The sequence below is a fragment of the Streptomyces sp. NPDC001663 genome (genome assembly GCF_042893105.1).
Taxonomy (GTDB): Bacteria; Actinomycetota; Actinomycetes; order Streptomycetales; family Streptomycetaceae; genus Streptomyces.
In genome coordinates, this window is the sequence record NZ_JBIAUR010000013.1 from 288367 (window position 1) to 308465 (window position 20099).

The 20099-nt window shown below is 72.6% G+C and carries 17 protein-coding genes and 1 riboswitch; of the genes, 10 read left to right on the plus strand and 7 right to left on the minus strand.

The window, feature by feature from the left end; all coding sequences use genetic code 11:
* Positions 1 to 2 precede the first annotated feature (2 nt).
* Positions 3 to 1289: an MFS transporter gene (locus ACFY1L_RS37220; protein ID WP_388834503.1), complete on the minus strand. Its 1287-nt coding sequence runs from the start codon at positions 1287 to 1289 to the stop codon at positions 3 to 5.
* Positions 1286 to 2698, minus strand: coding sequence for a M20 family metallopeptidase (locus ACFY1L_RS37225; protein WP_388834505.1), 1413 nt, complete (start codon positions 2696 to 2698; stop codon positions 1286 to 1288). The genes ACFY1L_RS37220 and ACFY1L_RS37225 overlap by 4 nt, the downstream gene beginning before the upstream one ends.
* Before the next feature lie 98 nt (positions 2699 to 2796).
* On the opposite strand from ACFY1L_RS37225, the gene ACFY1L_RS37230 reads away from it, so the two are divergent.
* A complete protein-coding gene (locus tag ACFY1L_RS37230) occupies positions 2797 to 3696 on the plus strand; it encodes a LysR family transcriptional regulator (RefSeq protein ID WP_388834508.1) in 900 nt (299 codons plus the stop codon).
* Positions 3697 to 3699: 3 nt separating this feature from the next.
* On the opposite strand, the gene ACFY1L_RS37235 is transcribed toward ACFY1L_RS37230, so the two are convergent.
* Together ACFY1L_RS37235 and ACFY1L_RS37240 are read right to left on the minus strand one after the other, a co-directional pair.
* Complete coding sequence (locus ACFY1L_RS37235; RefSeq protein ID WP_388834511.1) at positions 3700 to 5229, minus strand: NlpC/P60 family protein; 1530 nt, start codon at positions 5227 to 5229, stop codon at positions 3700 to 3702.
* 8 nt (positions 5230 to 5237) lie between these two features.
* Positions 5238 to 5412, minus strand: a riboswitch (cyclic di-AMP (ydaO/yuaA leader).
* Positions 5413 to 5610: 198 nt separating this feature from the next.
* Positions 5611 to 6015 carry a DUF5997 family protein gene (locus ACFY1L_RS37240; RefSeq protein ID WP_388834516.1) on the minus strand — a complete coding sequence of 135 codons (405 nt, stop codon included), beginning with the start codon at positions 6013 to 6015 and terminating at the stop codon, positions 5611 to 5613.
* A 58-nt stretch (positions 6016 to 6073) separates the two neighbouring features.
* Here ACFY1L_RS37240 and ACFY1L_RS37245 point away from each other — a divergent pair, with 58 nt between their 5' ends.
* Positions 6074 to 6859, plus strand: coding sequence for a LysR family substrate-binding domain-containing protein (locus ACFY1L_RS37245; protein ID WP_388834519.1), 786 nt, complete (start codon positions 6074 to 6076; stop codon positions 6857 to 6859).
* Between the two features lie 13 nt (positions 6860 to 6872).
* Here ACFY1L_RS37245 and ACFY1L_RS37250 read toward each other — a convergent pair whose 3' ends face one another.
* Entirely contained in the window at positions 6873 to 8876 is a 2004-nt protein-coding gene (locus tag ACFY1L_RS37250) for a hypothetical protein (protein WP_388834522.1), read from the minus strand.
* 263 nt (positions 8877 to 9139) lie between these two features.
* Here ACFY1L_RS37250 and ACFY1L_RS37255 point away from each other — a divergent pair, with 263 nt between their 5' ends.
* From ACFY1L_RS37255 to ACFY1L_RS37280, 6 genes are all read left to right on the plus strand, one after another.
* Complete coding sequence (locus ACFY1L_RS37255) at positions 9140 to 9436, plus strand: hypothetical protein (protein ID WP_388834531.1); 297 nt, start codon at positions 9140 to 9142, stop codon at positions 9434 to 9436.
* A gap of 81 nt (positions 9437 to 9517) precedes the next feature.
* On the plus strand, positions 9518 to 9880 hold the full coding sequence (locus tag ACFY1L_RS37260; RefSeq protein ID WP_388834537.1) for an ArsR/SmtB family transcription factor: 363 nt from the start codon (positions 9518 to 9520) through the stop codon (positions 9878 to 9880).
* Positions 9873 to 12509 (plus strand): magnesium-translocating P-type ATPase, encoded by a 2637-nt coding sequence (gene mgtA, locus ACFY1L_RS37265; protein ID WP_388834543.1) that lies wholly within the window; start codon positions 9873 to 9875, stop codon positions 12507 to 12509. The genes ACFY1L_RS37260 and mgtA overlap by 8 nt, the downstream gene beginning before the upstream one ends.
* 139 nt (positions 12510 to 12648) lie before the next feature.
* On the plus strand, positions 12649 to 13521 hold the full coding sequence (locus ACFY1L_RS37270; protein WP_388834550.1) for a hypothetical protein: 873 nt from the start codon (positions 12649 to 12651) through the stop codon (positions 13519 to 13521).
* A 133-nt stretch (positions 13522 to 13654) separates the two neighbouring features.
* A complete protein-coding gene (locus ACFY1L_RS37275; protein WP_388834560.1) occupies positions 13655 to 14560 on the plus strand; it encodes a hypothetical protein in 906 nt (301 codons plus the stop codon).
* Positions 14561 to 14660: 100 nt separating this feature from the next.
* Positions 14661 to 15038: a peptidase inhibitor family I36 protein gene (locus ACFY1L_RS37280; RefSeq protein ID WP_388834562.1), complete on the plus strand. Its 378-nt coding sequence runs from the start codon at positions 14661 to 14663 to the stop codon at positions 15036 to 15038.
* A 72-nt stretch (positions 15039 to 15110) separates the two neighbouring features.
* On the opposite strand, the gene ACFY1L_RS37285 is transcribed toward ACFY1L_RS37280, so the two are convergent.
* Positions 15111 to 15674, minus strand: coding sequence for an IMP cyclohydrolase (locus ACFY1L_RS37285; RefSeq protein WP_388834565.1), 564 nt, complete (start codon positions 15672 to 15674; stop codon positions 15111 to 15113).
* 35 nt (positions 15675 to 15709) lie between these two features.
* Positions 15710 to 15850 carry a hypothetical protein gene (locus ACFY1L_RS37290; protein ID WP_388834771.1) on the minus strand — a complete coding sequence of 47 codons (141 nt, stop codon included), beginning with the start codon at positions 15848 to 15850 and terminating at the stop codon, positions 15710 to 15712.
* Positions 15851 to 15982: 132 nt separating this feature from the next.
* Between ACFY1L_RS37290 and ACFY1L_RS37295 the strand changes: the two genes are divergently transcribed.
* Positions 15983 to 18586, plus strand: coding sequence for an ATP-binding protein (locus tag ACFY1L_RS37295; RefSeq protein WP_388834569.1), 2604 nt, complete (start codon positions 15983 to 15985; stop codon positions 18584 to 18586).
* Between the two features lie 106 nt (positions 18587 to 18692).
* Entirely contained in the window at positions 18693 to 20081 is a 1389-nt protein-coding gene (locus ACFY1L_RS37300; protein ID WP_388834572.1) for an FAD-binding oxidoreductase, read from the plus strand.
* The last annotated feature ends 18 nt before the right edge of the window (positions 20082 to 20099 follow it).

Genomic DNA, 20099 nt, shown 5'->3' on the forward strand with positions numbered 1-20099 from the left:
GCTCACCGGATGCCGTGCGTGCGCGCACTCGCGGCCAGTGCGGTTGTGCTCAGTACGGCGACCGCCAGTAGGTAGTACGCCGGTGAGACGCGCGAGCCGGTCGTGGTGACCAGGGCCGCGGCGATCGTCGGGGTGAAGCCGCCGAAGACGGCGACCGTGGTGTTGTAGCTGAAGGACAGGCCGGTCGCCCGCGCCCGCACCGGGAACACGTCGGACATCACCGAGGGCAGCGCCCCGAAGTACGCCGCCTTCAGCAGGCCGAGGGCCGCCATGCACAGGGTGAGGGTCAGGAACGACGGCGAGGTCGTGAGCCACATGAACAGCGGGACCGCCGCGGCCCCGATCAGCAGGGCCGACGGCAGCATGATGCGCAGCCGGCCGTGCCGGTCGGCGAGCAGGCCGACGAGTGGCGTGCCGAGGGTGAGGATCGCGCCGGTGACGAACAGGGCCACGTAGGAGAGGGAGTCGTCCAGGCCCAACTCCCGTATGCCGAAGGTCGGCAGGTACTGGAGGATGAAGTTCAGCGCCGTCGACACGACCAGCACACCGCCCGCGATCAGCAGTCCGCCCCAGTGGTCGCGGAACACCGCGAGGACGGGGGAGCGCGGTTCGGGTTCCTGGTCCAGCGCCGGGGACTCCTCGACGTAGCGGCGCACGAAGTACCCCACCGGCCCGATCAGCAGCCCGAACACGAACGGCACCCGCCAGCCCCACGACGTCATCTGTGCATCCGACAGCACCGTCGTCAGCCCGGCCGCGAAACCCGCCGCCAGCAGGGTCGACAGCCCCTGACTCGCGAACTGGAAACTGCCGAGGAAGCCCTTGCGCGCCGCGTTCTGCTCGACGAGGAAGGACGTCGCCGCGCCGAACTCCCCTCCCGCGGCGAAGCCTTGGAGCAGCCGGGCCAGGACGATGCCGAGCGTCGCGGTGATGCCGAGCGTCCCGTAGCCCGGCATGAACGCCATCAGCAGCGTGCCCGCGACCATCAGCCGGATGGACAGCATCAGCGCCTTCTTGCGGCCGCGACGGTCCGCGTACGCGCCCAGCACCAGCCCGCCGACCGGGCGGATCAGGTACGTCACCCCGAACACCGCGTAGGTCTGGACGAGTTGGACGCCCGGGTCGCCGGACGGGAAGAAGGTGCGGCCGATGTACGTGGCCAGCAGCGCATACAGCGCGAGGTCGAACCACTCGAGCGCGTTGCCGACGGTGGCCGCCGCGATCGCACGCTTCGTGGCCGTCGGCGCGGGTCCGGCGGATGTCGTCGGCGGGGACTGTTCAACGGTCATCGGGGTTCCTTCGGGGGCGCGGGGAGCGGGAGTTCGCGGTTCGGATTGCCGAGGGCGTGGAACAGCGCCGTCGCCAGGACCAGGCCCTCGCGGGCGATCGGCGCGAGCAGGTGCTCGTCGGGGGCGTGCTGCAGACAGCCCGGGTAGGAGTGCGGCAGCCACAGGGCGGGCACGCCGAGCACGTCCGTGAAGACGGAGTGGGGGAGGGAACCGCCGATGTTGGGCAGGACGGTCACCGGCCGCTCGGCCACCCGCTCCAGTGCGGACTTCGCCCAGTCCACCCACGGGTCGTCGAGCGGCGTACGCCCCGCGTCGAACCGCCCGGTCACGGTCACGTCGACCATCGAGTAGCCGTCCTTGGCCAGGTGCTCGGCGAGGATCTCGCCGACCCGGCTCACGTCCGTGCCCGCCACGTACCGGAGTTGGAGCACCGCACGGGCCCGCCCGGGGATCGCGTTGACCGGCCGGTCGACGTCGGCGGCGCCCAGCGACAGCACCTCCAGCGTGTTCCAGCCGTACAGGCGCTCGGCGGCGGTCAGCGAGGTGTCGCCCCAGCGCTCGTCCGGCACCGGGTCACCGGGGCTGCCCGCGACGGTCACCCCGGCCACCGACTCCCTTACGGCGTCCGGGAGTTCGGGCGGCAACAGCTGCGGCACCCGGATCCGGCCGTGCCCGTCCACCAGGCTCGCGATCGCCCCCGCCAGCGTGGTCGCCGGATTGCGCAGCACCCCGCCCCAGTTGCCCGAGTGGTACGAGTCCGGGCGCAGATCCACGTCGAGCACGATCTGCACCCCGCCGCGCGCCCCGAGAAACAGCGTCGGCGTCACCGCGTCCACACGCGGCCCGTCCGAGGCGATCAGGACATCCGCCCGCAGCTCCTCACGGTGCGCGGCGGCGAACTCCGCGAGCCCCGGAGAGCCGATCTCCTCACCCGTCTCGAACAGGAACGTGAGGTTGAATCCGAGTGTGCCCTGCTCGGCCAACAGCAGCCGCAGCGCGGCCAGATTGACCAGGTGCTGGCCCTTGTTGTCGGCCGCGCCGCGCCCGTACCAGCGCTCGCCCTCCGCGGTCAGGGTCCAGGGATCCCGGCCCGCACCCCACCGGCCCTCCTGCCCCTCCACCACGTCCGCGTGCCCGTAGCAGAGCAGGGTCGGCAGCCGGGGCGACTCGACACGCCTGCCGACCAGGAACGGCCCGCCGCGCGGATCGACGTTGTCGTACGTCCGCACACTGCACCCGAGACCGACCAGGGCCGGCGCCAACACCTCGTCCAGGTATGCCGTGACGGCAACGCTCGACTCGGGGCGGGAGCTCTCGGTCCGATAGCCGACCATGGCCGCCAGCTCGGTGAAGAACGCGCCCGAGTCCACGAAATCCCGGGCCTTGCGGAGCAGCTGCGCAGAGAACATGGGCATGGAGCGTAGGGCGGATTGCGGGCGGCGACCATTGCCGTTTGTAGAGCCCTGCGTTCTATTCTCGGCAAACCACGACGGGGGAGCGGAACGCGATGCAACTGGTGCCGGTGAGCCTCACCTACTTCCTGGAGGTCGCGCGGACCGGCTCGGTCAGCGAGGCCGCCCAGACGCTGAACGTCGCCCCGTCGGCGATCAGCCGGCAGATCGCCAAGCTGGAGGCCGGAGTCGGCGTGCCGCTGTTCGTCCGGCATCCGCGCGGGATGACCGTCACCGACGCCGGCTCCCGGCTGCTGGCGCACGCCCGCCGCAGCGAGGCCGAATCGGCCGCGCTCGTCGACGAACTGCGCACCGGGCGCGGGGCGGACGTCCGCAGCGTCACCGTCACCTGCTCGGAGGGGTTCGCCCGGCGCGTCGTACCGGGCGCGATGGCCGACTTCCGGCGGGCACATCCGGACGTCACCTTCCGCCTCGACATCGTGCACCGCCAGGAGGCGACCCGGCGGGTGGCCGAGGGCATCGCCGACGTCGCCGCCACCTATGCGATGGGCCCGCAGCACGACGTACGGGTGGAGTGCGCCGTCGTCATCCCGGTGGCCGCCATCGTCCCGGCAGGGCACGAGCTGGCGGGGCGGGAGCGGATCACCCTGGCCGAGCTGTGCGCCCACCCGCTCGCGCTCGGCTCGGCCGGCACCAGTCAGCGTGAACTCTTCGACATCGGCGCCCAGTTGGAGGGAATCACGGTCCGTCCGGCCCTGGTCTGCGATGCGCTCGCCCCGCTGTACGAGTTCGTGCGCCGCGGCGGTGGCGTCGCCCTCGTCGGCGATCTCGGCGACCTGGACGAGGGCACTGAGGGCGTCGTGCACGTGCGGGTGGACCACCCGGTCTTCCGGCAGCGGGAGGCCCAGGTCCAGACGATGCTCGGCCGCCGACTCCCGTGGGCGGCCTCGCAGTTCACCGAGCTGCTGGTGGCACGGCTCGACCGGCGTGCCTGAAACTCACGCGGGCCGTACGGCGATGCGGATCGCCGCCTCTCCCGCGTTGTGGATCGACTCCTCGCGGATGACCGAACCCGGGCCGGGCGCGTGGATCATCATGCCGTTGCCGGTGTAGAGGCCGACGTGGCTGAAGTTGTCGTGGAAGAAGATCAGGTCCCCGGGACGGCTCTCGGCGAGCGGGATCACCGTGCCGATGCTCGCCTGCTCGGACGTGGACCGCGGCAGGGCGACCCCGGCGGCCTTCCAGGCGGCCTGGGTGAGACCGGCGTTGTCGTACGACTCCGGCCCGACCGCACCCCACAGGCAGGGCCTGCCGATCTGCGCCTGTGCGAAGGCGACGGCCCGGTCGGCCTTCGTGCCGATGGGCGTCTGCGGCGCCGGGACACCGGTGTCGAGGACGGTCAGGTCCTGCGGGCGCCACTCCTGGGCCGCAGGTATGCCCGTGTCGAGCACCGACGGCTGCTGCGAGCGCCAGTCCTGGGTCATGGGTATGCCGGTGTCGAGGACCGTCTGCTCCTGCGGGCGCCACTCCTGGGTCATGGGCACGCCGGTGTCCAGCACCGTCTGCCCCTGCGGGCGCCACTGCTCAGCCATCGGTACGCCCGTGTCGAGCACCGACGGCTGCTGCAGTCGCCACGCCTCGTCGGCCGCACGGCGGGCCTGTTCCTGCGCCACCGGGTCCTGCCAGCCGCCCTGGGGCGGCTGTGCCTGCACCACGGCCTGCTGTGCCGTGGTCGCCCAGGCGGGCTGCGGCTGCTCGATCGCGGCGAGCGGCGCGCTCTGCTGCGCGGCCGTCTGCCAGCTGTCCAGGGCCGGACGCGGGAGTGAGGTCTGCTGGGCGGTGTACCGGTAGAGCAGCTCGCTGGCGGCCGCGATCTTGCGCTGGTTCTCCTGCTTGGACTTCCGCAGCGAGGACTGCTTCGACTCGGGGGCCGCCGCGGGCAGTGCGGCGACGGCCGCCTCCTGACGCGGCGCCGGCACGGCGGGAAGCGCGGCCGTGGGACCGGCGGTCAGTTCGGCGACCGGACGGCGGGCGCCCGCCGCGGGCAGCTCGGGAACGGGCCGCGGGGCTGCCTCCAGCTCACGGCCGGCACGGGCGTCGCCCGCCCACTCCGCCGGACGCGCACGCCGGGTCTCGGCCGGGCGGGCCGGTGTGCGGTCGGACGGCAGCACCGCCGGAACCGTCGGGCCCAGCGATGCCCGTGCCCCGTCGAACCACTGCCTGGTGACGTTGTCGAGATCGGGATCCGAGCGCCTGGCCCGGCCGGCAGGGGTGACGCGACCGCGCTTGGCCGCCTGCTGGACACGGGTCAGGTTGTGTTGGCCGGTGTCGTCCTCGGCCCGGTCGTAGAGGCTGCTCACACGCTGCCGGACGTCCTCGCGGCTGGGTCCCTCGTCCCCCGTGAGCGGTGCGGCGTCGGCGGTCTGCGACAGCAGCGCCACCGAGGTGAGGGCCGCCGTGGCGAGGGCGGAGTTGCGCATACCGGGGAGGCCTGTGCCTCCAGGACGCGACGATCGTTCCGGCGCCATGGGAGCCGTACTCCTTCCGTGCTCCGCCTACCGAGTTAGCTGTCGGGTTCGGGCGGTCGTTCCGGAAGGATTGCCCTACGGCCCTTGCCCCGAAGGGCAGTTGGGCCGATTCACCCCATGATTCGGTTGGGTCCCCGGCTCCGGCTGCCCACAGAGGCGCACCGGACTCGGCGGAGGCCGCGCTTCCCGACGGGGTTCGCCGGAGTGACTCGAGCGGCCTGATGCCAAGCTAGCCAACTTGTGCGGCTCGTGTGAAGGTTGAAGGGCGGAATGTCCGATACGCTTTTGTGACCTTCGTCTTGATGCGCCGTCAGATCGGCCCCTTCATATACGCACGGAGTCCGGGCGGCGACGGACTGTCGCGGCCGCGGACTCGGGACGTCAGGATCGCGGGTGATCGGCGCGCGCCGCGCGCTCGGCGTTGCGCTTCTTGATGCGCGCCCCCTCCTTGCGGACCTCGGCCTGGGTGGCGCGCTCCTTCACCAGCCACTCGGGCTGCTCCTGCTTCAGAGCCTCGATCTGCTCGGTCGTCAGCGGCTCGGTGATCCCACCGCGTGCGAGACCGGAGATGGAGATGCCCAGCTTCTCCGCGACCACCGGACGGGGGTGCGGACCCTTGGCCCGCAGCTCGCGCAGCCACTGAGGCGGATCGGCCTGGAAGGCGTCGAGCTGGGCGCGCGAGACGACACCCTCACGGAACTCGGCGGGGGTGGCCTCGAGGTACACACCCAGCTTCTTTGCCGCGGTCGCGGGCTTCATCGTCTGGGCGGTCTGGTGCGACTTCATGCCGTCCAGGGTAACGAGCGCGTACGGGCCCGCCGACCACGGCCGGTAACCTGGCGGAATGCCAGGCTCGGAAGCATCCCCAGTGTTCCGGCTTGCGTACGTCCCGGGGACGACGCCCGCCAAGTGGGTGCGGATCTGGAACGAGCGCCTGCCCGACATCCCGCTGACCCTCCTCGCCGTACCGGCCGCGGAGGCCTCCGGCGTGCTGCGCGACGGTACGGCCGACGCGGGGCTGGTGCGGCTGCCGGTCGACCGTACGTTCTTCAGCGCGATTCCCCTCTACACCGAGACGACGGTGGTCGTGGTCCCCAAGGACCACGTGATCACGGCGGCGGACGAGGTGACCCTCGAGGACCTCGCCGAGGAGGTCGTCCTCCACCCCCTCGACGACGTCTTCGACTGGGACCGGCCGCCCGGCGAGCCCGCCTTCGAACGCCCCGCCACCACCGAGGACGCCGTCGAACTGGTCGCGGCGGGCATCGGCCTGCTGGTCGTCCCCCAGTCGCTGGCCCGCCTCCACCACCGCAGGGACCTCACCTACCGGCCGGTCGTGGACGCCCCTCAGTCCGGCGTCGCCCTGTCGTGGCCCGAGGAGGCCACGACCGACATGGTCGAGGACTTCATCGGAATCGTCCGCGGCCGCACGGTCAACAGCTCCCGCGGCCGTCAGGCAGCGTCGCCTCAGCCGCAGGACAAGGCCGCAGACAAGGCCGGCCAACCGCGCCGTAAGCCCGCGGCCGCGAAGACCACGGGGAAGGCGACCACCCGGAACCCCCGCGGGGGCACAGGCGGCTCCAAGGGGGCCAAGCCCGCCAAGCGCGGAAAGCCGCGGCGCCGGTCGTAGGCGGCCCGGACGCTCACCCCGCCGGGTCGACCAGACCGACCAGCTCGGCCGAGCCGGCCGTGCCCCGTTCGGCTGCCGTCTCCGCCGCCGCCCGCTCGGCCAGCGCGTTGACGGCTGCGTTGAACCGCTCCATGGAGGCGGGACGGTCCGGGCCGAGGACGTACTCCTTGAGAACGCGGCGTCGCGCGGCCATCGGGTCGTGGCGCGGTTCGCGGACGGAGCGCAGGATCTCCGGCAGCCGGGTGCACTCGCGGTCGAGGAGAAAAGCGCCTCCGGCGGTGGTGTATGCGGCCCGGAACTCCTCGTCGGGCAGGTCCAGCGCGTTGGTCAGCACGTACGGCTTGAGACTGGCGACGAAGTCGGCGACCACCGAGGAGACGTCGCTGATGAGGACGTCCGCCTGGTTGAAGCAGTCGTACAACGTCGGCAGCTGTTCGGTGATCACGTGGTGGCGGACCGGGCCCGAGCTCTCCCAGAAGAGCCGGTGCCACTCTGCGCGCAGGTCGTGCCACTCGGCCGCGCCGTCGCGGTCGGGGACGCGTGCGTCACGGGTCTGCTGGACGTAGTCGCCGCCGTGCTGCCCCGACAGCTCGTCGAGCCGGGTCCGGATCTCCGTCAACCGCCGCTCGGCCGAGGCGAGTTGAGCTCCCGTGGCCTCGTGCTGCTCGTTTGCGGCGGCGAGCATCGCACGCACGGCCCGGTCCGCGGCGGCCGCCTCGGCGGAGCGGCGGCCGGTGAGCGGGTGCGGCTTGTAGATGACGCGGACGTTCTGCTCGAGGAGCTGCTCGACCAGCCTCACGCCCATCGGGATCAGGGAGGTGTGGCAGTCGTCGTCGCTCCAGCCCTCCCAGGTGGGGGCGTACAGGACGACCGGCAGCGGGCCAGGGGTGTGGTCGGCGTGCAGCCGGATCGGCGCCAGCTGCGGGCGGCCCACCTCGACGATGGCCTCGTCGGCGATGGCGTGCCGCACCCGCTGGTAACGGTCCCGTCCGGCGCGGCCGGCCACCCAGATCTCGTCGTACACCTTGCTGACGCGGTTGCTGCTGGCGAGCTTGTCGCTGTCGCCGTGCCCGATGAAGACGTGCTTGGCCTCGGCGATGCGCAGCATGTGCACGTTCTTGCCGGCGTTGCCGGGATAGAGGACGACCCGGACGTCGGGCAGGTCCAGCTCGGCCAGGTCGTCGGCCTTCGGGACGCAGACGACCGGGATCCAGGTGCGGCTGAGATGCCGGAACGAGGCGTGCTCCCGAAGGATGATCAAGGGCCGACGGTCGAGCTGCTCGAGCGTCTCGATCCACATGTTGACCTGGTACATGAAGTCCCGGGAGACCGCGGCGAAGCTGAAGTACAGGGCCACTTCGGGCCGGTACCCGGCCAGTTGCCGGTTGACCTCGCCGATCGCGTCCTCGCGGCGCGGCATCCGGCGGGCCGCCCGGAACTGTCCCCACAGCGCCACCACCGCCGCAACGCCCAGCCCCGCCGTGAGCGCGTAGCCGATGCCGGCCGGGTACCACGTCCCGGCGGCCAGCGCGGTGAGCAGCCCCGCGTGGGCGGGCAGGTCGAGATGGAGCAGCTTGCGCAGGAACCGCCGGTACAGCAGGTCCGGCGGGCTCTGCGGGATGCCCGCCCCGCTCATGTCCAGATTGCGTACGACGACGGGGAGCACCCGGCGGCGCCGGATGGCGTGGTGCAGCGCCGAGTACAGCATCACCATCGTGAAGTGGGCGCCGAAGACGGCGAGCCCGACGACCAGGACCGGACCCGGCGCGTCCATACGGTTGGCCAGGGCGAGCAGCATCACCGATCTGACGGCGAACCGCAGGGTGCGGTCGAGCTGCAGGGCCGCCAGCCTGCGGACGAAGCCGGGCGCCCGGGTGTGCAACACCTCGTCCGCGACATAGCTCACCGCCGACGCCGCGGCGAAGCCCCACAGGGACGGCAGCAGCGCGAAGACGGGCAGTGCCGCGAAGCCCGCGCCGAACAGGAAGACCAGCAGCAGGTCGGCCTTCCCACGCACACGCAGGACGCCACACCACCAACGAACGGTCGTGAACAAAATTCCCCCCCAGGAATCGCATTGCGGCAGCGCCGCCGATGTTCGCCAGTTCGACATGAGCAGGGGGTGAATGGTTGTACACCTGTCGGACAGCAGATGTTCACTTTCGGGCCTTCAAAGTTTGCGCAAGGCGACAACCATTACACTCGCCAACCCAGAACCGCTCATGCGGGCGCGGTCGGCTCGAGAGCCGCCGCGGGCTGTCAACCACCGGGGGAGATGCCATGCAGGATCCTGAGCCGTCAAGGGCGGATACCAGCATCTCGGTCGGGCGTGCGCCCGTGCGGGACGTGCTCGTGCTGAGGCTGCCGGCCGTCGCCGCCATCGCCTTTCTGCTCCTCGGTTTCACGCTGCGCCACTTCGACGGACGGCCCTACGTCGGTGAGGGGCTGATCACGGTCGGGCTGATCGCCGGGGCCATGGCCGTCGGGACGGCGGTCGGCGACCTCGCCTGGGTCTATGTGACGGCGGCCCGTCGGTGTTCCGGCGCCGACGACGGGGCGGCGGAGGACGGGCGCTAGGCGGCTCGGGCGTGCCGGTCCGGCTCATACACTGGGCGGCGCACGTGCGTTGACGGTGACCGGGCGGGACGGGAGAGGACTGTGGCAGCCGACGTCGGGGGATTCGAGGACCCGTCCGCCGAGGTACTGATGGAGGCGGCCGCCGCCTTCGGACTGCTGGCCTCGTCCGCCCGACTGCACCTCATGTGGGCGCTGGCCCAGGGCGAGAGCGATGTCACCCGCCTCGCGGACCGGGTGGGCGGCGCCCTGCCCGCGGTCAGTCAGCACCTGACGAAGCTGAAGCTCGCCGGTCTCGTCCGCTCCCGCCGGGAGGGCCGGCGGCAGATCTACTTCGTCGGCGACCCCGATGTCGTGACCGTGGTGCGCCTGATGGTCGGCCAGCTCGCCGCACGCGCCGAGGCGGCGCCCATGCCCGTGCGCGCGCTGCGCGGGACCGGTGGCTGAGACCTCCGCGGCCGCGGCACCCGGCGCCGGGGCTCCCCCGGATGAGCCGGTGCCGGGGAGCATCTCGCCGGAGCCGGGCGTGCCGACCGTGCTGGAGACCCTCCGGCGCCTGGACAGCGGCCCCCGCGGACTGACCGAGACGCAGGCCGAGGAGCGCCAGGCCCGCTTCGGAGCGAACACGCTGCCCGCGCAGCGCGACCCATCCTGGCCTCGGCTCTTCGTACGCGGTCTGCGAGATCCGTTCACCGCCGTACTGCTGTGCCTCGGCCTGGTGTCGGCCACAGCCACCTCCTGGGGAACCGCCTGCGTGATCCTTCTGTTGGTCGCCGTGAGCTGTGTCCTGCGTGCCACCGGCGAGCACCGCGCCGACCGGTCCATGGCCGCGCTGCGCGACCTGGTCGCCGCCACCGCCACCGTCCTGCGCCGCCCCGGGGACGAGGCTTCGCCCCGGGCGCGGGAGATACCCGTGGCCGAGCTGGTGCCCGGCGACGTGATCCGCCTCGGCCCGGGAGACGTGGTCCCGGCCGACGTACGGCTGCTGCGGGCGCAGGGCCTGACCGTGCACCAGGCCCCGCTGACCGGCGAGTCGGCCCCCGCGGCGAAGGACGCCGCCGACGCGGTCCGGGCGGCCGGCGGCGGGGACTTCGACCGGCCGCAGCTGTGTTTCCAGGGCAGCAGCATCGCCTCCGGCAGCGGTACGGCGGTCGTCCTGACGACCGGTGCCCGGACACGGTTCGCCGCCGCCCACGGCGCGCTCGCCGCCCGGCGGCAGGCCGGCGCCTTCGACCGCTCGGTGCACGGGATCTCATGGATCCTGATCCGGTTCATGCTGCTGACCCCGCCGCTGGTCCTCATGGTCAACGCCGCGCTGCGCGACCGGGGCCTGGAAACCCTGCCGTTCGCCGTCGCGGTGGCCGTCGGGCTCACCCCCGAGATGCTCCCGGTGATCGTGACCACGTGCCTGGCACGCGGAGCGGCGCAGCTCGCGCGCGGCCACGGAGTGATCGTCAAGCGGCTGCCCGCGCTGCACGACCTGGGCGCCGTGGACGTGCTGTGTCTGGACAAGACCGGCACCCTCACCCAGGACCGGCCGACCGTCCACCGCGCCCTCGACCCGCACGGCCGCGACGACCCGGCGGTGCTGCGCTGGGCCGCGGTGAACGCCTGGTGGACCCTCCAGCTCGCCGACCTGCCCGCGCCGGACGCCCTCGACGACGCACTCCTGGACGCGGCCGACGAGGACGACCTGACGGCGTACGACGGCGTGGCGGCGATCCCCTTCGATGCGGTACGCCGTCTCGCCACCGCCGTCGTCCGTACCCCGGGTGGCCCGCTCGGCACGCACACCCTGGTCGTCAAGGGAGCCGTCGAGGCCGTACTGGATCGCTGCACGGCGACGGACGAGGAGCGCGCACGCCTGCTCGCCCTCGCCACCGCCCACGCCGACGGCGGACTGCGGGTGCTGGCGGTCGCCACCGCAGAACGCCCCGCCCGCATCCGGGACTGCACACCGGCCGACGAACGCGGCCTCACCTTCCGCGGGTTCGTCACCCTGCGCGACGCCCTCGCGCCCACCGCCGCCCAGGCCCTGCAGGTCCTCGCCGACCGGGGCGTCACCGTCAGGATCCTCACCGGGGACCACCCGGGGACCGCGGTCCGCACCTGCCGCGACCTGGGGATCACCGTGCCCGAGGACGGCGTCCTCACCGCCGACCGCATCGACGGCCTCACCGACGCCGAACTCACCGAGGTCGCCGCCCGCACCGTCGTCTTCGCCCGCTGCGCCCCCGAGCACAAGGTCCGCATCGCCGCCGCCCTGCGCGCGGGCGGGCACACCGTCGGCTACCTCGGCGACGGCGTCAACGACCTGCCCGCGCTGCGCGCCGCCGATGTCGGCATCGCCCCGCGCGACGCCGTGCCGGTCGCCCGGGAGAGCGCGGACGTGGTGCTGGCCGACAAGGACCTGACCGCGATCGGCCACGCCATCACGGCCGGCCGGCACGCGGGCGGCAACATCGCCGCGTATCTGCGCATCACCCTCTCCTCGAACCTCGGCAACGTGATCGCGATGCTCGGCGCCGGTCTGCTGCTGCCCTTCCTGCCGATGCTCCCGGCGCAGGTGCTGGCCCAGAACCTGTGCTTCGACGCCGCGCAGCTCGCCTTCGCATGCGACCGGCCGCACCCGCGCGTGCTGCGCCGCCCGACCGTGCTGCGCCCCCGTGCCCTGCTGCGTTTCATCACCGGCTTCGGTGCGCTCAACGCAGTCGCCGACCTGGCCACCTTCGGCGTACTCGCGTTCGCCCTGCACGGCCGGGATGCCGTGGACGGCGAAGCGGTGTTCCACTCCGGCTGGTTCAGCGAGAACCTGCTCACCCAGGCCGCCGTGATGCTCCTGCTGCGCGCCGGCCGCCGCCGGGCCGAGGGCCCGATCGGCTGGGCCGCCGCCGCGCTGACCGCCGTAGGACTGCTGCTGCCCCTGTCCCCGCCGGGTGCGCTCCTCGGCCTGACCCCGCTGCCGCCTCTCTACTACCTGCTGCTGGCCGCCGTCCTTGCGCTGTACACGGCCGGGCTGCTTGCGGTCGGGGCACGTGACGCACGGCTCGCCGCCGACCTGGAAAAACAGGCCTGAGGATCCGAACCGGAAGGCCCGTTCCGTCATCTTGTTCTACGGAATCTGCGGCGTCGGGCGTCCATGTCCGTACATCTCCTCGGAGAACGTACGGAGATCCCCAGGACGTCCTGTCGGCGGGGGAACTTAGGGGGCACCTTTGCTCTGCGAGGAAAAGCTGCGCGAGGACGACCTGTGCGATGACGATCCGTCCCGCGCGCCGGGCGGCGCCGGGCGGGAGCGGCCGCGGGCCGTGTGGCGGCGGGTGGCGGGGTTCGCCTGGCGCACGGTGCGCGGGGAATGGCAGGGCATCGTCGTCGATCCGATACGGCAACTGCGCACCCGCGGGCTGCCCTCGCTGACCCTGGCCTTCGTCGCCGCCTTCGGGGTGATCTTCTTCCACGCGGTGGCGCAGCGGCCGGCCGGTGCGGTGGTGGTACGGATGCTCGGCGGCGTCACCGCCGACCTGCCGTTGGGGCTGGCGCTGCTGCGCACTCCCGTGTCGCTGTACGTGCCGGCCCTGGATCTGCCGGTGTGGGCGGGGATCACGCAGCTGTTCCTCGCGTTCGCGCTGGCCGAGCTCGCCCTCGGCAGGGCCCGGACGCTGGCGATCGCGTATGCGACCACGCTGGCCGGCACCCTGATGGTGCGGGTGATGATCGCGATCGGGCCGGGCTGGTGGGGGCTGGGGCTGCCGCCCGAGATCGGGCACGTCCTCGACACCGGACCCTCGGCCGCCGTCGTGGGCCTGTTCACCTATCTCTCCGTCGTCCGGCGCGCACCCGTGCTGTTCATGCTCACCGGCGGGTCGATGGTGTGGGAGTCCGTCGCCGTACCGAACCTCGCCGGCCGCGAGCACCTCATAGCCATCGGTGTGGCGATCGTCATGGGCCTGCTCCACCTCCGGGGCCAGAGGTGGCCGAACGCCTCGGCCACCGCTGCCCGCCGCCCCCAACTGCTCCCACGCCCGCAGGCGACCGCGCTGGCCCGACAGCAGTACGCCGCGCATTCCGTACGGAAGCCGATGTACTGAGGGCGGACGGCGCACACTGCCCGCCGGCGCCCTATGACTTCACAGGATCACAGCCGCCTCCCTCTCCCCTCTAATGGAAAACAAGCCGACGGGGGAGTCGGAAGACGGCTGATCGAAGTGAGGGGTGGCCACGGTGCGGGCTTCCAGGTTCGTGTCCACGGTGGCGCTGTCGCTGTGCGTGGCGACCGTGGTCGGCGGCTGCGGCAAGGGCGACGAAGCGGGGGAGCCGCGGTCCGTGCCGCGGTCCACCCGGGCTCAGGACGATCTGCTGAAGAAGGCTCAGTCCGTGCTTGTACAGCGCTGCCTGACGGACCGCAAGGTGCCGGTCCCGCAGGCGTCGAGCGGGTCGGTGAAGTCGACCGCACAGGCTCAGGTCGGCGAAGGCGAGCGTCAGTTCCCGTACGGGATCGACGACCCGGCCTGGGCCGCCGGGCACGGCTTCGGCATCGCGGCGCAGACCGGGCGCACACACCGGACGGAGCAGGCGCCGCAGCCGGACAAGAAGACCCTGGCGCAGCAACAGCGGCTGTCCGACGCGCTGTTCGGCACCGGACGCCGGGAACTGTCCACCCGAACGGCCACCGGACTCGTCGTCAAGGCCAACAGCGACGGCTGCCTCGCCGAGGCACAACGGGTCCTCTACGGCGACCAGGCGGCCTGGTTCCGCAGCGATGTCGCCGTGAACAACCTCGCCGCCGCCGCGCACCGACGCGTCACCCGGGACCCGGTGTACCGGGCCGCCCTCGCCCGCTGGGCGCGGTGCATCGCGCCGGTGCACAAGGCCGAGGACCCCGCGGACCTGCGCAGCGCATGGCGGCGCAGCGCCCGTGACCTCGAGCCGAATCAGGCCGCCGAGTTGCAGAAGCGGTACGCCGTCGCCGAGGCGCGGTGCGTCCGGCGCACGGATCTGGCGGCCACCGGCGCCCGCCTGGAGAAGCGCTACACGGCCGAACTGCGCGCCGAATACGCCGACTTGATCGGCCGGCACCGGCAACTGCGCGAACACGGCGTGGAGTACGCCGTGCGTCACGGGATCTGACACGTCCCCCGGCAGCCGTCATCACCTCACTGCAAACACCAGACCTCACTCCATGCAATCGCTCAACCGCAATGTGTTACAAACCGAAAGGAACTGCATCATGCGCAAGGCCTTCATCACCGCTGCCGGCGTGCTCCTCGCCGCCGGAACCGCCCTGGCCGCCGTGCCCGGCACCGCCCAGGCCGCCGCCACCTGCGCCTCCGGGAGCTTCTGTGCCTACACCGATGCCAACTTCGGTGGTCTGTCCGTGAGTTGGACCGGCGACGACGGCTGGTGGGAGAGCAACATCGCCGACGAGGACAGCTCCTGGGCCAACCACGGGATCTCGGGCCCGGGCATCAAGGACCACGTCAAGGTGTACGCCAGCGCCTGGCAGAGCGACGGCGTCACCATCTGCCTGGCCCCGGGACAGGAGGTCGGCTACGACGCGGCCGCCAACGACCGGGGCGACTCCCACATCTGGGCCAACGGCTGCTGAACCCGCCGAACGGGCCGGCTCACCATCCACGGGTGGTGAGCCGGCCCCGCGCGCGGTGCAGGCCCCTGCACGTCAGGGCACGTACGCGGCCTTCCCCGCCGTACTCACGACCTGCTGCCCGTCGGACTCGCCGACGTACTCGTCCAGCAGTTCCTCGCCGGTCCCCGCGCCGACGGTGGCCTCGGTGAAGGGGGCGGCGACCGAGGCCTGTTCGCCGTCGGACTCGTACGTGGTCAGGAGGACGGCTTCGCCGGGTTCCAGGTCCTGTACGGCGAGGATGCGGGACGTCCGGATCGGCGGGTCCGGTTCGTACGCGAAGCCGCTCAGCGCCTCGGTGGGGGAGGCCCCCGCGTGCAGGCGCTGAGCGGCCCGGGACACCTGCTCGCCGTTGCCGAGGACCAGCCAGTCACCGGCGGTCGTGGCGGCGGCGTAGTGGCGCAGCGGATCGTGCTTCCCGGGGCTGAGGGGCCCGACCACGAGCTCGCCGTCGACCAGTTTCAGCGCACGGTCGCGCGAGGCCGGGCTGCGGCCGGAGAGGAAGTAGCCGCCCAGCACGGCTCCGGAGCGGGTGCGGGCGCACAGGACGCCACGGCCGGGGTAGGGGTTGGCGGACAACAGGGTGTGCAGGGTGAGCATGTCGAGGTGCTTTCCGGGCGGCGTACAGCGGAACATCACTGACGCAGGCGCCCAGGCGGTCGACGCTCACGCGTTACAACGGTCGCTCCCCGGTGGTCGTCGCAGAAGCGGACGTCCACGAACTTCACGTCCACGTCCGAGATGAACTTCCTGGCTTCCTCGGCGTTCTGGAACATCCGACTCACCCTTCAAGCCGCGGGGTGTCCACCTGCTGCGCACTGTAGGCACCGGGCGTGGGGCCGGGAAGGCCGAAGGGGAGGGGTTCGGGCGGTGGTGTTCATGAAGGCCTCCCGTACAGAATCGGCGGAGTGGACTGGGGGATCCTCGAACGTGAGCCCGAGCTGGCGCGACTGGCCTCGGCCGCGCGTGAGGCGGCGGCCGGGGCGGGCTCGGTGCTGCTCGTCTTCGGCGAGGCCGGGATCGGTAAGTCGAGCCTGGTCAAGGCCATGCCCGACCGGCTCCCGCTGCAGGCCCGCGTGCTCGTCGGCCAGTGCGACGACCTGGCGACGCGGCGGCCGCTCGGCCCGTTCCGCGACCTGGTCGGCAGCGTGGGCGCCGAGCTGGCCCGCGCCGTCACCGAGGGCGGCGACCGGCACCGCGTCTACGAGGCCCTGCACGGCGAACTGGCCGTGACCCCGCACCCGGCCGTGCTCGTGATCGAGGACGTGCACTGGGCCGACGAGGCGTCCCTGGACGCCCTGCGATTCCTTGTACGGCGGATGGAGCGGCTGCCCGCCCTGCTCGTCCTCACCTACCGCGACGACGAGCTGAGCCGCGGCCACCCCCTGCGCCACCTCCTCGGCCAGGTTTCCCGCGCGCCCCGTGTGCACCGACTGCCCCTGGCCCGGCTGTCCCTCGACGCGGTCCGCACGCTCAGCGCGCCCGGCGGGCTCGACCCGGCGCAGGTGTACGAGGTGACCTCGGGCAACCCCTTCTTCGTCAGCGAGGTCGTGGCCGCGGGTGGCACCGGGGGAGTGCCCCCGACGGTCGTCGACGCCGTGCTCGCCCGGCTGCGCGGACTGGACCCGGCCACTGTGGACGCCCTGGAGCAGCTGGCCGTCGTCCCCTCCGCGGTCGAACGCCCCCTGGTCGACGCGCTGTTGACCAAAGGCGTGGCCGTCCTCGCGGAAGCCGAGCAGCGCGGGCTGCTGGCCGTGGCCCCGGAGCGGGTGGCGTTCCGGCACGAGCTGATCCGGCGCGCGGTCGCCGACTCCGTGCCCGCCGCCCGCCGCATCGACCTCAACCGCAACGTCCTCGCGGCCCTCGTCGCCCGCCCCGGCTCGGACGCCGCCCGCATCGTCCACCACGCCGCCCAGGCCGGCGACCGGGACGCCATCGCCCGGTACGGGCCCGACGCGGCCCGTGACGCCTCCGGAGCCGGCGCCCACCGCGAGGCAGCCGCCCAGCTCCGGCTCGTCCTGCACCAACGGCACCGCTACACCCCGCCCGAACTCGCCGACCTGCTCGAACGCTACGCAGTGGAGAGCTACACCATCGCCGACTCGGCCGCCGCCGTCACCGCCCAGCGAGAGGCGGTCGCCCTGCGCCGCAAGCTCGGCGACACCGTCGCCCTCGGCGCCGACCTGCGCTGGCTCTCCCGTATCCACTGGTGGGCCGGGGACGCCGACGAGGCGCAGGCCGCCGCCCGCGAGGCCGTCGCCGTACTGGAACACGCAGGCGACGACCGGCTGCTTGCGCTCGCCGTCAGCAACATCGCCCAGCTGCGGATGCTCTCCGACCGCTATCCCGAGGCCGTCGAACACGCCGAGCGCGCCATCGTCCTGGCCCGCAAGACGGACGACGCGGCGATCCTCTCGCACGCCCTCAACAACCAGGGCACGGCCCGCTGGCGGGGCGGAGACCCCGGCGGGCGGCACCAGCTGGAGGAGAGCCTCGAGGTCGCCCTCGACGCCGGCGAGGTCGAGCACGCGTGCCGCGCCTACGCCAATCTCATCTGGACCCTGCTCGACAATCTGCAGTACGCGGAGGCCGATCGCCTCCTGCCCCCGGCCATGGACCTCGCCGACCGCGCCGAACACCTCGGCTTCCTCACCTATCTCCACGTCGAGCTGGCCATCCGCAGGCTCGCCGCCGCCGACTGGGAGGACGCCGAGCGGCATGCCGAGTTCGGCATCCACGACTTCCTGCCCGCCCGCTGCCCGGCGCTGACCGTCCTGGCCCGCATCCGCACCCGCTGCGGCCGACCCGGCGCCGGTGAACTCCTCGCCGAGGCACGGGAGATCGCCGTACGGACCCGGGAACTCCAGCGCACCGGTCCCGTCGCCGCCGCGCTCGCGGAGGCGGCCTGGCTGCGCGGGGACCACGCCGCCGTGATCGAAGCCGTCGCCCCGCTCCACGCCCAGGCCCGCCACCTGGCCGGCGTGCCCTACCGCGCCGAACTCGGCTACTGGCTCACCAAGGCCGGGCACCCCGTCCCCGCCGACCACGACTCCGGGCACCCGTACGCCCTGCAGGCCCGCGGGCAATGGCGGCGCGCCGCGGCCCTGTGGCACACCGCGGGCTGCCCCTACGAATACGCCGCCGCGCTCGCCGAGAGCCCGGAACCCGCCGACAAACTCACCGCCCTCGCCCGCCTCGACGCCCTCGGCGCCGAACCCCTCGCCCGCCTGGTCCGCGCCGAGCTGCGCAGGCTCGGCGTGCCCCACATCCCGCGCGGCCCGCTCGCCGCCACCCGCGGCAATCCGGCCGGCCTCACCGAACGCCAGCTGCAGGTCATGCGGCTGCTGGCCGAGGGCCTGACCAACTCCGAGATCGCCGCCCGGCTCGTCGTGTCCGTCCGCACCGTCGACAACCACGTACGCGCCGTCCTCGACAAGCTGGACGCACCGACCCGGCGCCACGCAGCCGTCCGCGCGGCCGAGCTCGGGCTGCTCGCCGACCGCGAAACGTAGGTACCCCACGAGCCCGAGCTAGGTGACACCCACGGATACCCCCTCCCGCGCTACCCGAGTAGAACGTACTAATCGACCCGACTCCGAAAAAACGGGGGATATCCGTATGTCCAGCACCACCGCCCAGGCGGCGCGCAGGGAACTGGCCGACTTCACCGGGGAGTTGATCGGCCCCGAGGACTCCGGCTTCGACGAGGCCCGCGCCGTCTACAACGCCATGATCGACCGGCGCCCCGCACTCGTCGCACGCTGCGCCGACGCGGACGCCGTCGCCCGCGTGATCGGCTTCGCCCGCGCCCACGACCTGCCCCTCGCCGTCCGCGGCGGCGGCCACCACGGAGCCGGGCTCGGCACCGTCGACGGAGGCGTGGTGGCCGACCTGTCACCCATGAAGGACATCCACGTCGACCCCGCGGCCCGCACCGTCCAGGTGAGCGGTGGCTGCGTCTGGGGCGAGGTGGACCGCGCCACCAACCCGCACGGCCTCGCCACCCCCAGCGGCATCGTCTCCACCACCGGCGTCGGCGGCCTCACCCTGGGCGGCGGACTCGGCCATCTGACCCGCAAGTGCGGCCTGAGCATCGACAACCTCCTCTCCGCCGACGTCGTCCTGGCCGACGGGCAGCAGGTGCGCGCGAGCGCCGACGAGAACACCGACCTGTTCTGGGCCATCCGCGGAGGCGGCGGCAACTTCGGCGTCGTCACCTCGTTCCGGTTCCGGCTGCACGAGGTCGGCACGGTCGTCGGCGGGCCGACCTTCTGGCCGGTCGAGATCAGCGCCGAAGTCCTCAGCGCCTACCGGGACTTCCTCCCGAACGCACCGCGCGAGCTCAACGCGTTCTTCCTGTACGGCACCGTCCCGCCGGCCCCGCCGTTCCCCGAGGACATCCAGATGCGCAAGACGGCCGGCGTCGTCTGGTGCTACGCGGGCAGCGACCCCGAGGCGGCCGCACGCGAGATGGCCCCGCTGCTCGACGCCCTCCCGACGCCGATGCTGCACTTCACCGCACCGATGCCCCACCCCGACCTGCAGTCCATGTTCGACGGGCTCTACCCGCCCGGCCACCAGTGGTACTGGCGCGCCGACTTCGTCAACGAGATCCCCGACGAGGCCGTCCAGCTCCACGCCAAGTTCGGCGCCGAGGTCCCGACCATGCAGTCGACCATGCACCTGTACCCGATCGACGGCGCCGCCCACGACGTCGGGCCCGACGAGACACCCTGGGCCTACCGCGGCGCCCAGTGGTCCTCCGTCTACGCCGGCGTCGACCCGGACCCGGCCAACGCGGACCTCGTCAGGCGGTGGACCGTCGACTACTTCGACGCCCTGCACCCCTACTCGGCCGGCGGCGCCTACGTGAACATGATGATGGACGAGGGCCAGGAACGGGTCCGGGCCAGCTACGGCGGCAACTACGACCGCCTGGCCCGCATCAAGGCCGACCGCGACCCGGACAACGTGTTCCGCCTCAACCAGAACATCCGCCCCAGCTGAGCCAGTTGGGCTCACCCG